This is a genomic window from Bradyrhizobium sp. CIR18 (genome assembly GCF_014198295.1).
GTDB lineage: Bacteria > Pseudomonadota > Alphaproteobacteria > Rhizobiales > Xanthobacteraceae > Bradyrhizobium.
On record NZ_JACIHF010000002.1, the window covers coordinates 1 to 12159 of the forward strand.

9 protein-coding genes are annotated in these 12159 nt (G+C 65.8%); 5 read left to right on the forward strand and 4 right to left on the reverse strand.

From position 1 onward, the window contains the following. Nucleotides 1-348 precede the first annotated feature (348 nt). Nucleotides 349-1038: an aspartate/glutamate racemase family protein gene (locus tag GGD65_RS08590; RefSeq protein WP_183235003.1), complete on the reverse strand. Its 690-nt coding sequence runs from the start codon at nt 1036-1038 to the stop codon at nt 349-351. 1143 nt (nt 1039-2181) lie between these two features. Here GGD65_RS08590 and GGD65_RS08595 point away from each other — a divergent pair. The 4 genes from GGD65_RS08595 to GGD65_RS08610 are packed head-to-tail and all read left to right on the forward strand — an operon-like array spanning nt 2182 to nt 6684. After that, the gene (locus GGD65_RS08595; protein ID WP_183235004.1) at nt 2182-3843 is read left to right on the forward strand and encodes a thiamine pyrophosphate-binding protein; all 1662 of its coding nucleotides are present in this window, start codon (nt 2182-2184) and stop codon (nt 3841-3843) included. 3 nt (nt 3844-3846) lie between these two features. Beyond that, the gene (locus GGD65_RS08600) at nt 3847-5112 is read left to right on the forward strand and encodes an FAD-binding oxidoreductase (protein ID WP_183235005.1); all 1266 of its coding nucleotides are present in this window, start codon (nt 3847-3849) and stop codon (nt 5110-5112) included. A 9-nt stretch (nt 5113-5121) separates the two neighbouring features. Beyond that, nucleotides 5122-5865, forward strand: coding sequence for an aspartate/glutamate racemase family protein (locus GGD65_RS08605; protein WP_183235006.1), 744 nt, complete (start codon nt 5122-5124; stop codon nt 5863-5865). Between the two features lie 39 nt (nt 5866-5904). Then, the gene (locus GGD65_RS08610) at nt 5905-6684 is read left to right on the forward strand and encodes an SDR family NAD(P)-dependent oxidoreductase (RefSeq protein ID WP_183235007.1); all 780 of its coding nucleotides are present in this window, start codon (nt 5905-5907) and stop codon (nt 6682-6684) included. Nucleotides 6685-6688: 4 nt separating this feature from the next. On the opposite strand, the gene GGD65_RS08615 is transcribed toward GGD65_RS08610, so the two are convergent. Genes GGD65_RS08615 through GGD65_RS08625 form a run of 3 tightly spaced genes read right to left on the reverse strand, consistent with a single transcriptional unit; the run spans nt 6689 to nt 10459 of the window. Continuing rightward, on the reverse strand, nt 6689-7483 hold the full coding sequence (locus GGD65_RS08615; protein WP_018318488.1) for an IclR family transcriptional regulator: 795 nt from the start codon (nt 7481-7483) through the stop codon (nt 6689-6691). Between the two features lie 20 nt (nt 7484-7503). Then, complete coding sequence (locus GGD65_RS08620) at nt 7504-9237, reverse strand: FAD-dependent oxidoreductase (protein ID WP_183235008.1); 1734 nt, start codon at nt 9235-9237, stop codon at nt 7504-7506. Between the two features lie 7 nt (nt 9238-9244). Continuing rightward, complete coding sequence (locus tag GGD65_RS08625; protein ID WP_018318490.1) at nt 9245-10459, reverse strand: ABC transporter substrate-binding protein; 1215 nt, start codon at nt 10457-10459, stop codon at nt 9245-9247. A 393-nt stretch (nt 10460-10852) separates the two neighbouring features. On the opposite strand from GGD65_RS08625, the gene GGD65_RS08630 reads away from it, so the two are divergent. After that, nucleotides 10853-12154: an MFS transporter gene (locus tag GGD65_RS08630; RefSeq protein WP_092253712.1), complete on the forward strand. Its 1302-nt coding sequence runs from the start codon at nt 10853-10855 to the stop codon at nt 12152-12154. Nucleotides 12155-12159: the final 5 nt, after the last annotated feature.

The window sequence follows — 12159 nt, forward strand, 5'->3', positions numbered from 1 at the left end:
GCATTGTCCGCGCGCGGGTCCGGCAACCGCCGAAAGGCCTTTCTGAACTTCTGCATCCGACCCCCTCCGTCTTCCGGGAGTCGTCTTCAGAATCCATCTTGCCTTCCAATGCAATAGCTAGACAAAACCCATATGCGATTCCCCTGCCACGTGCGGGGAGAGGCCGCATTGCATCGCAGATGCAAATCCGGGTGAGGGGGACTCTCCGCGAGTCAGATGACTGCTATACGAAAGCCCCCTCCACACCGTCATTGCGAGCGCAGCGAAGCAATCCGGAAATCCCTCTGCGGAAAGACTCTGGATTGCTTCGCTGCGCTCGCAATGACGTGGCGAGAGGGGTGCTCAAGATCACCCAATCGCGAAATCTGCCGCCGTCTCCGCGTGAATGGCCGTGGTGTCGAACGTCTCGACCGATGTGTCGTCAGGGCCGACCAGCATCGTGATCTCGGTGCAGCCGAGGATGATGCACTCGGCGCCGGCGGCGACCAGCGCTGCCATCACCTCCTGATAGCGGCGGCGCGAGGGGTCGGCGACGATACCGAGGCACAGCTCGTCGTAGATGATGCGGTTCACGTCGGCGCGCGCCACAGGGTGAGGGACCAGCACGTCGAGATCATGCGCGCGCAGCCGGTCGATGTAGAAGTCCTCCTCCATCGTGAACTTGGTGCCGAGCAGCCCGACCCGCCGATATCCTCTCGCCCGGATCCGCTGCGCCGTCGCGTCGCCAAGGTGGATGAACGGAACGGTCACGCTGGAGATGATGTCGGGCGCCAGCTTGTGCATCGTGTTCGTGCACAGCACGATCGCCCGCGCGCCGGCGCCTTCAAGACGCCGCGCGACCTCCGCCAGGCTGGCCGCCGCCTCGCTCCAGCGACCCGCGTATTGCATCTGCTTGATCTCTTCGAAATCGTAGGAATACAGCAGGAGCGGCGCCGAATGCAGCTTGCCAATGCGGTCGCGGACCCGCTCATTGATGAGCTTGTAGTAGAGCGCCGTGCTCTCCCAGCTCATGCCCCCGATCAGACCGATGGTTTGCATTCCGGTGTCCTCGACGATTTGGTTTCGTCCGGATCGTAAACGAAGACGTCGAAGCGCGGTAGCCATCGCTTGATTGCGGCTTGATGCAGCGTCAGGCCTTATTATTTCAGCGCTCGTAGCCCGGATGGAGCGTTAGCGTAATCCGGGGCCTTCGCCCGGCATCTCACACCGTCCCGGATTACGCTGGCGCTCCATCCGGGCTACGCCATCGTCCTGTGTCGCCCTCTGTCAATTGCCGCGCACAAAAATATTCCACTTTACCGAAATTCGGTTTCGGCGTATGTGTCGGTCATCCTGATCCGGCGAAAGGGGCGGTCGTACGTCGTCACGAGCCGCGGATCGGGGAGCGGTGGACGCAGGCAGCGTCGTGCACGAGAGGCGGGAGCAGGGCGGGAGAACCCCGTGAGGTCCAGGCTTCGTGCGGACGAACGGCGCTTGAAGCGTACGGCCAAATCGCGTGGTCCTGGCTGTCGTTGCTACAGCCAAGCCTTGCGGAGGTGCGCCGAGCCCGACCGGGCGAAGCGCGCCGCCAATCCGCGGGGTGACGGAGGCAAGCAGGAACTCGTCTCCGGGGAGAGCGCGCCATAGGCCGTCAAACATCGCGCAGGGAAGGCCGGATGATCGGCTGCCCTGTGTCTCCCTCGTGCATTGCGTGTGCAATGTCTTCGCACGGGGGTCTTGCGGGTGCCAGCCGGCACCCGGCCTTCCCTGCGCCCTTTTTCTTCGGAGAGGGCGTGAAGCGGACAGCAAAACTCGGGCGGAAGCGCCGCGAGAAGGTGGAGGCATGTCTGCGAGTCACAACCGATATCGTAGGGTGGGCAAAGCGCAGCGTGCCCACGCTCTTGTTGCTGATGGAGGGAGATCGTGGGCGCGGCGCAAGTGCGCCTTTACCCACCCTACGGCACTGGATTGCTTCGTCGCACCAGCGCAAAATTGCTACGCAATTCTGTCGCGGGCTCCTCGCAATGACGTGCCAACCGCAATCCCTGCACCAAGCCCGACGAACAGGCGTCGTGCAAACGGCACCGACGGGCATGACGTCTGCGCAGGCTGCGAGAAGCCTTTCGATCTTGCGCGCCCTCTCGGCCTGTCCTACGCAGTCTCCGAATAATAGCGCATCGCCAGAGCCTTGAGGGAGCCGTCATGACCATCCGCAACACCCGTACCGGGGGCCAGATCCTGATCGACCAGCTGGTCGCGCAAGGGGTCGAGCGCGTCACCTGTGTGCCGGGCGAGAGCTATCTGGCCGCGCTCGATGCGCTGCATGACGGCCCGATCGACGTCATGATCTGCCGCGCCGAAGGCGGCGCGGCGATGATGGCGGAGGCCTACGGCAAGCTGACCGGGCGGCCCGGCATCTGCTTCGTCACGCGCGGCCCCGGCGCCACCAATGCCAGCCACGGCGTCCACATCGCGATGCAGGATTCGACGCCGATGATCCTGTTCGTCGGCCAGGTCGACACCGGCATGCGCGAGCGCGAGGCGTTCCAGGAGCTGGACTACAAGGCGGTGTTCGGCACCATGGCGAAGTGGGCGGTCGAGATCGATCGTCCCGATCGCATTCCGGAGCTGGTGGCGCGCGCCTTCCGCGTCGCCATGCAGGGCCGCCCCGGTCCCGTCGTGATCTCGCTTCCCGAGAACATGCTGACCGAGACCGCCGCCGTTGCGGATGCCATGCGCATCGAGCCGGCCGTGAGCTGGCCCGCGCCTGCGGATATCGAGAAGCTCGGCGCGATGCTGGCGAGCGCCAAGGCGCCGCTCGTCATCCTCGGCGGCTCGCGCTGGACGGATGAGGCGACCAGGAGCATCGCCCGCTTTGCCGAGCGCTTCGACCTGCCGGTCGCGACCTCGTTCCGCCGGGCCTCGCTGATCGATGCCGACCATTCGCATTACGCCGGCGATCTCGGCATCGGGCCGAGCCCGGGGCTGAAGGCGCGCATCGACAACGCCGATGTCGTGCTCCTCGTCGGCGGCCGCATGTCGGAGATGCCGTCCTCGTCCTACACGCTGCTCGATATTCCGACCCCGCAGCAGAAGCTGATCCATGTGCATCCCGGCTCCGAAGAGCTCGGCCGGGTCTATCAGCCGGCGCTCGCGATCCAGGCGACGCCCGCCGCGTTCGCCGCCGCCGTCGAGACGCTGAAGCCTTCAGGCGCGGTGGCCTGGAAGGGCGAGGCCGCCAAGGCGCATGCCGATTATCTCGCCTGGACCGAGAAGGCGCGCGAGCTGCCGGGCACGTTCCAGTACGGCCAGGTCATGACCTGGCTGCGCGACCGGCTGCCGAAGGACGCGATCGTCTGCAACGGCGCCGGCAATTATGCCGGCTGGATCCACCGCCATCACCGCTTCCACAGCTTTGCGGCGCAGCTGGCGCCGACCTCGGGCTCGATGGGCTACGGCGTCCCGGCGGCAGTTCTCGCCAAGCGGCAATATCCGGATCGCACCGTCGTCGCCTTTGCCGGCGACGGATGCTTTCTGATGAACGGTCAGGAATTCGCGACCGCCGTGCAGTATGACGCGCCGCTGGTCGTGATCGTCGTCGACAATTCGCAATACGGCACCATCCGCATGCATCAGGAACGTGACTATCCCGGCCGCGTCGTCGGCACCCAGCTCAAGAACCCTGATTTCGCGATGTACGCGAAGGCATTCGGCGGCCATGGCGAGCGCGTTGAGCGCACCGAAGAGTTCGCGCCGGCGTTCGAGCGTGCGCTGGCCTCCGGCAAGCCGTCGATCCTCCACTGCATCATCGACCCGCGCGCGATCTCGGTCGGCAAGGACTTTGCGCCCGCGGTGAAGGCGTAAGCGATGACGACGGGTCGCCACGTTGCGATCGTCGGAGCCGGCGCGGTCGGTGTCATCAGCGCCATCGAGGCCTTGCGCGAGGGCCATCGCGTCACGCTGATCGATCCGGGCGAGCCCGGCGGCGAACAGGCGGCGAGCTATGGCAATGCCGGCTGGCTGTCGTCGCATTCGGTGATCCCGCCGGCGGAGCCGGGCATCTGGAAGAAGGTGCCGGGCTATCTAATGGACCCGCTCGGGCCGCTCGCGATCCGCTGGTCGTATTTGCCGAAGGCGCTGCCCTGGCTGATCAAATATCTGCTCTCGGGCTGGACCGAGGCGCGGGTCGAGACAACGGCCTTTGCGCTGCGCGACCTGTTGAAGGACGCGCCGCTGCTGCACCGGAAGCTGGCGGAGGAGGCCGGCGTGCCCGAGCTGATCGAGCGCAATGGCGTGATGCATGTGTTTCCGTCGCGCGGCAATTTCGACAATGATCTCGGCTGGCGCCTGCGCAAGAAGGTCGGCGTCGAATGGCTGGAGCTCAACGCCGACGAGATGCGCCAGCGCGAGCCCGATCTGCATCCGCGCTACACCTTTGGCGTGGTGGTGGAGGAGGCCGGGCGCTGCCGCGATCCCGGTGCTTATGTCGCGGCGCTTGCCAATCATGCGATCGCCAGTGGCGTCACGCATATGCGGGCCAAGGCGACCGGCTTGAGGCTGAACGGCGACAAGCTCGTCGCTGTCCTCACCGAGACCGGCGAGATCGCCTGCGATGCTGCCGTCGTTGCGGCCGGCGCCCGATCAAAACAGCTCACCGCATCGGTCGGCGATCCCTTGCCGCTCGAGACCGAGCGCGGCTACCATGTCATGATAGAGAACCCGGAGTCAGGTCCGCGCAGCTCGATGATGGCATCCGACGCCAAGATGGTGGTGAACTGGACCGACAAGGGCCTGCGCGCCGCCGGCACGGTCGAGATCGCCGGCCTTCAGGCCGAGCCGAACTGGAAGCGCGCCGAAATCCTGCGCAACCACCTTGTCAGCATGTTTCCAAAACTGCCGAAAGACATTCCGGCCTCGCGCATCAAAACCTGGTTCGGCCATCGGCCGAGCATGCCGGATGGACGTCCCTGCATCGGCTATGCGCGCGCCTCGCGTGACATCGTCTATGCCTTCGGCCATGGCCATGTCGGGCTGGTCGGCTCGGCCCGTACCGGCCGGCTCGTCGCGCAGTTGCTCAGCGGCAAGCCGCCCGAGATTCCGCTGGCGCCGTTTGCGCCCGAACGTTTCCTCTGAGGTCGCGGCATGACCCTTTCAGCCAATTCGTTCTCCCGCATCGCCCGTGGCGGCAAGGCCATCTATGGCGCGCCGCTCGGCATCTTGATGCTGGAAGCGCGCTTCCCCCGCATTCCCGGCGACATGGGCAACGGCACGACCTGGCCATTCCCCGTGCTCTATCGCGTGGTGAGCGGGGCTTCGCCGGAGAAGGTGGTGCTGAAGGGCGCGGCCGGCCTGCTGCCCGACTTCATCGATGCCGCCAAGGATCTGGTGCGGCTCGGCGCCGAAGCCATCACCACCAATTGCGGCTTCCTCTCGCTGTTCCAGAAGGAGATCGCGGCCGCGGTCGGCGTTCCCGTTGCGACCTCGTCGCTGATGCAAGTGCCGTGGGTGCAGGCGACCTTGCCGCCGGGCAAGCGCGTCGGCCTCGTCACGGTGTCGGGCTCGACCTTGACGCCGGCTCATCTCGAGGGCGCCGGCGTGCCGCTCGACACGCCGCTGGTCGGCACCGAGAACGGCAAGGAATTCTTCCGCGTCCTGATCAAGGCCGAGAAGGACGATATGGACATCGCGCAGGCCGAGCGTGACGTGGTCGAGGCCGGCAAGGAGCTTGTCGCCAAAAATCCCGATGTCGGCGCGATCGTGCTCGAATGCACCAACATGCCGCCTTATGCGGCAGCGTTGCAGGCCGAGGTCGGGTTGCCGGTCTACGACATCTATTCCATGATCACCTGGTTTCACGCCGGACTGCGCCCGCGCGTCTTTGCGTGAACGCGTCCGTGAGATCGTCACAAGTCCTGGAGCGAGCCCATGAAGTTATCCGGCAAGGTCGCCGCCATCACCGGTGCGGCGCGCGGCATCGGCAAGGCCTGCGCGAAGAGATTTTTGGATGACGGCGTCAAGGTCGTGATCTCGGACGTCGATGCCGAGGGCCTCGCCGCGACGGCGGCCGAGCTCGGACGTCCGGAGGCCTTGCGCACCGTCGTCGGCAATGTCGCCAAGCGCGCCGACGTCGACCAGCTCGTCGCCACCGCCGTGAAGGAATTCGGCCGGCTCGACATCATGGTCAACAATGCCGGCGTCGCCCGCAACCGGGACATCCTGGAGATATCCGAAGAGGAATTCGACGAGATCATCGGCATCAATTTGAAGGGCGCGTTCTTCGGCGTCCAGGCGGCGGCGAAGCAGATGATCGCGCAAGGCGGCGGTGGGGTCATCATCAACATGTCCTCGGTGAACGCGCTGCTGGCGATCCCGGCGCTGGCGACCTACGCGATGTCCAAGGGCGGCATGAAGCAGCTGACCTCGGTCGCCGCCGTCGCGCTCGCCCCGCACAACATCCGCGTCGTCGCAGTCGGACCGGGCACGATTTTGACCGACATGGTGGCGTCGTCGATCTACACCTCGGAGGATGCCCGCAAAACCGTGATGTCACGCACGCCGGCCGGCCGCGGCGGCGAGCCGAGCGAGGTGGCGTCCGTCGTCGCGTTCCTGGCGAGCGACGATGCGTCCTACATTACCGGGCAGACGATCTATCCGGATGGTGGAAGGCTGATCCTGAATTACACGGTGCCGGTGAAGGAGAAGTAGGCCCTCACTCCGCCGCAACCGTCATCCCGTAGCCGAGCCGCTTCGAGATGCCGCCGGCACAATCCCGCAACGCATGCGCGATCGGGCTGTCCCAGCGCGCATCGAACGTGCCTTCCGGCCCCATCGCCGTGATGACCAGCGCGACATGGCCGGAATGATCGAACACGGGGGCCGAGAAGGCGTTGACGCCGGGCAGGGGATCGCCGAGCGCGCGGGCGAGGCCGTGCTTGCGGACCTCCGTCAGCATCTCGGCGACCTTGGCGCCCTTCACGGTGCGCTTCGGATTGTAACCGACGCCGTGACGATCGAGCCCGCTCTCCAGCGCGGCGTTGATGGTCTTCTCCGGCAGGAACGCCGCAAAGGCGCGGCCCGTGGCCGTCTCCAGCAGCGCCATCACCGAGCCCGCGCGCATCACGATGTGGACCGGCTGGGCCGGCTCTTCGAGCTGGACGACGGTCGGGCCGTACGTGCCCCAGACTGCCAGTGAGACCGCATGTCCGATCTGACTCGCGAGCGCGGCGATCTTCGGCCTTGCGATGCGCACGCCGGAGAGGCGGCGCAGGCTGATCAGGCCGAGCTCCAGCGCCAGCGCGCCGATCTCATAACGGCCGGTGGTCTCGTCCTGCTCGATCAGCCCGATGCGGGAGAAGCTGGCGAGATAAGGGTGCGCCTTGGCCGGCGACATGCCGGCCTCGCGCGCGAGATCGCGCAGCATCATCGGCTCGCCGCACCTTGCGAGCGCGCGGAGCAGCTCCCCGCCGACCTCGATGGACTGGATGCCGCGGCTTTCCCTCTTCATGCGCCTCCGATGCGCTTGGCTTACGCCGCGTCGCGCTTGGCGGCGCTGTCGGCGAGATGACGGCCGGCAATGTAGCCGAAGGTCAGCGCCGGCCCAAGCGTGATGCCGGCCCCGGGGTAATTGCCGCCCATGATGCTCGCCATGTCGTTGCCGGCGGCATAGAGCCCGGGAATGACCCGGCCCTCGGCATCGAGCGCCCGCGCGTTCGCGTCGGTGACGATGCCGGCATAGGTGCCGAGATCGCCGATCACCATCTTGATGGCGTAGAAAGGCCCGTTCTCGATCGGCGCGACGCAAGGGTTGGGGCCGTGCATCGCGTCACCCTGGTAGCGATTATAGGCCTTCGAGCCCTTGCCGAAGGCGGCGTCATGGCCTTGCGGCGCGGTGGCATTGAACTGCTTGACGGTCTCGGCGAATGCCTTGGCATCGATGCCGGCCTTCGCCGCCAGCGCCTCCAGCGTGTCGCCGCGCATGAGATAGCCGGTATTGAGGTGATGACCCAGCGGCATCGGGAACGGCGGCACGCAGCCGAGACCGTATTTGCGCAGCGTTGGGTGATCGCAGACCAGGAAGGCGGCGATCTCCTCGCCGGGCTTGGCGGCCTTGATCATGGCCTGGACGAAGTCGTGATAGGAATTGCCCTCATTGGCAAAGCGCTTGCCGTCGCGCATCACCGCGATCACGCCGGGCTTGGCGCGGTCGATGAAGTGCGGCATCACGCCCTTGGAACCGTCCTTGCGCGTGGTCAGCGACACCGGCACCCAGGCCGCCGCGTTCGGCAGCCGGTCCTCGATATGTCCGCCGGCGCGCTCCGCAAGACGCAGTCCGTCGCCGGTGTTGCCGGTCGGCCCCGGCGAGAAATGCTCGTTGCCGGTCGGGGCGTGCGGAAACATCTTCTTGCGCCGCTCCACATCATGCGGGAAGCCGCCGCAGGCCAGCACCACGCCTTGCCTTGCGCGGACGCGCACCTCGCGTCCCTCTCGCGAAACGATGGCACCCGTCACCGCGCCGTTCTCGACCGTCAGCTCGCGCACGGGCGAGGACAGCCACATCGGGATGTTCAGATCCTGGGCGGATTTCGCCAGCCGCCCTGCGAGCGCATTGCCGTTGGTCAACGTCATGCCGCGGCCGTAGCGCAGCACGTCCATCAGGTGACGCGACAAGCGCTTGGCGACGTAGACCGCGGAAGTCAGCGACTTCGTCACCCGCATGAAGTGGATGATCTCCTTGCCGCTTCCCAGCATCATGCCGAACACGGTGAGCTCGGGCAGCGGCATGCCCAGCGACTTGATGAGGTCGCCGAGCTCGCGGCCGTCGAACGGGCGCGTCACCATGGAGCGACCGCCTTGTGCGCCGCCGGGTGCTTCGGCGTGGTAGTCGGGAAACACCAGCGGCATGTCGAAGCGCAGCGCGGTCTTGGTGGTGAAGAAATCGACGGCCTCGGGACCGGCCGAGAGAAATGCATCGACGCGTGCCGCGTCGTAATTGTTGCCGGCCTCGTGCCGCAAATAGGTGCGGGCCTGCTCCGGCGTCTCGGCGATGCCGTAGGCCTTTGCCAGCGACGTGCCGGGAATCCAGAGCCAGCCGCCGGAGCGGGCGGTGGTGCCGCCAAAGCGCGGTTCCTTCTCGACGATCAGCACGTCGAGGCCGCGATGGCGCGCGGTGATCGCGGCCGACATGCCGGAGCAGCCTGATCCGGCCACGAGCACATCGCACTCGTAAGTCTCAATTGCGCTATGCTCGCTGCCGGTCATCTTGGCCTCACTTCTTCAGGAGCGGACATTTGGACTCGGAGACCGGGCGGAAGGCGTCCTCGCCCTTCACGGTCTTGACGATGTCCAGGTAATCCCACGGCTCCTTCGACTGCTCGGGCTTCTTCACCTTGGCGAGATACATGTCGCGGATGACGCGGCCGTCCTCGCGCAACTTGCCGCCATGGACGAATGTATCCTCGATCGGCAGCTCGCGCATCTTGGCCATCACCTTGGCGGAATCGTCGGTGCCGGCCGCCTTGATGGCCTTCAGATAGTGCAGCACCGAGCCGTAGACGCCGGTCTGGATCATGGTCGGCATCACCTTGGTGCGCTCGTAGAACTTCTTCGACCAGGCGCGCGTTGCTTCGTCCATGGCCCAGTACGAGGCCGTGGTCATGTAGGTGCCCTGCGCGGCCTTGAGGCCGATCGCGTGTACGTCGGTGTCGAACATCAGGAGGCCGACGAGCTTCTGGCCACCCTGGACGAGGCCGAACTCGCCGGACTGCTTGATCGCGTTGTCGGTGTCCTGGCCGGCATTGGCGAAGGCGACGACGTCGGATTTCGAGCTTTGCGCCTGGAGCGCGAAGGAGGAGAAGTCCGCGGTGTTGGTCGGATGCTTGACGCCGCCCAGGACCTTTCCGCCCATCTCGTTGACGAAGCGCGTGGCGTCCTTCTCGAGCTGCTGGCCGAAGGCGTAGTCCGCGGTGATGAAGTACCAGGACTTACCACCCTCCTTGATCACGGCGGAGGCCGTCACCTTCGACAGCGCGTAGGTATCGTAGGTGAAGTGCACGGTGTTCGGGCTGCACAGCTCGTCGGTCAGCGAGCTTGCGCCGGGGCCGGAAAGCAACGCGACCTTGCCCCGCTCGCGCACCATGTTGTGGACGGCGATCGCGATGCCGGAGTTGGGGATGTCGACGACGGCGTCGACCTTGCCGTTGTCGAACCAGCCGCGCACGATCTGCACGCCGACGTCGGTCTTCATCTGGTGATCGGCGCTGATGATCTCGATCGGCTTGCCGAGCACGGTCGGCCCGAATTCCTCCACCGCCATCTTCGCGGCCTCGACCGAGCCCGGCCCTGAGTTGTCGCGGCCCCAGCTCGACAGATCCGTCAGCACGCCGATCCGCACCGCGTCGTCGGAGACTTGCGCGGTGGCGACTGTGGTCATGGCTGCCGAAGTCATGGCCGCGAGCATGGCGCAGGCCAGAAGCCCTCTCATCGTTGTTTCCTCTCTCTTATTGACCGCATGGCGCGGCTGGCTGTCCTTGAGTGGAATTAGATATAAGCAAATAAGTTTGTCAATGGTGAATTCGGGGTCCGGAATGAGTTCCTCTCGGCGGATGAGACGACAGGGGGCACCGCTGCTTCAGCGCCCGTGATTGCGAACTCAGCGACTTGTCCGCCGAAGCCTTGGCGAAGGCGGAAACAATCCAGACTCTCTCCCGGAGCCAGCCTGGATTGCTTCGTCGCAAGAGCTCCTCGCAATGACGGATGTTGCGACACGGGCGCGCACAAAATCCCGCGTTGTTATCCTGTGAGAGCCATCACCCCTGCAGGTTGCAACCCTCGGCACGATTGGCCATGATGCTCGCGGGAATCTCTGGGGCAGGGCATGACGGCAGCAACGGGAGTCTCCGCGGCGGCGGAGAAATCGACGACGGCGCATGTGGTGTGGGCGAGCGCGCTCGGCACCGCCATCGAATGGTACGACTTCCTGATCTACGGCACGGCGGCGGCGCTGGTCTTCAACAAGCTGTTCTTCCCGAGCTTCGATCCCTTCGTCGGCACGCTGGCGGCGTTCTCGACCTATGCGGTCGGTTTCGTGGCGCGGCCGATCGGCGGCGCCATCATCGGCCACTACGGCGACCGGCTCGGCCGCAAGACCATGCTGGTCGCGACCATGATCGCGATGGGGCTCGGCACCTTCCTGATCGGCTGCCTGCCGACCTACAGCCAGATCGGCGTGTGGGCGCCGATCCTGCTCATCGTGCTGCGCTTCGTCCAGGGCATCGGCCTGGGCGGCGAATGGAGCGGCGCGGTCGTCATGGTGATCGAGCATGCCGGCAATCGCCGCGGCTTCTATGGCAGCCTGGTGCAGATCGGCTTTCCCGTCGGCGTTGCCGCATCGACCGGCATTTTCGGCCTGATGACCAAGCTGCCCGAAGCCGATTTCCTGAGCTGGGGCTGGCGCGTGCCGTTCCTGATCAGCATCCTGCTCGTCGGTGTCGGCTTCATCGTGCGGCTCAAGCTCGCGGAGACGCCGCACTTCAAGGAGGTGGTCGAGCGCAAGGAGGTGCTGGCGCAGCCGGTGCTGGAAGTGCTCCGCCGCGACTGGCGCAGCTTTCTGCTGGCGATCGGCATCACGGTGTCCGAGGTCGGGCTTGCTTATCTCCTCACCGTCTTCACCGTGGTCTATGCCACGACGAAGCTCGGGCTGCCGCGCCAGGTGATCCTGGATGCCGTGGTCTATGCCGCCCTCGTCGAGTTCGCGACGCTGCCGCTCGCCGGCTGGCTGTCCGACATCTTCGGACGCAAGGCTCTATACCTTGCCGGCGGCGTGTTCTCGGTGGCGCTGGCGTTTCCGTTGTTCTGGTTCCTCGATACGAAGGAGCCGGCGCTGATCACGCTGGCGCTCGTCGTCACGATGACGCTGACCCATGCGCTGCTATTCGGGCCGAAGGCCGCGTTCATGCCGGAGTTGTTCCGCACCCAGGTGCGCTACAGCGGAGCCTCGCTCGGGGCCAATGTCGCGGCGGCGCTGAGCGGCGGCTTCTCGCCGCTGATTGCGACTGCGCTGCTGGCGTGGGCCGGCTCGTACTGGGCCGTGTCCGTCTACATCATCGCCCTCTCCATCATCACGATCGTCGCGACGCTGATGGCGCCGGAGACGGCGCGGAGTTCGCTGAAATCCTGATGTCG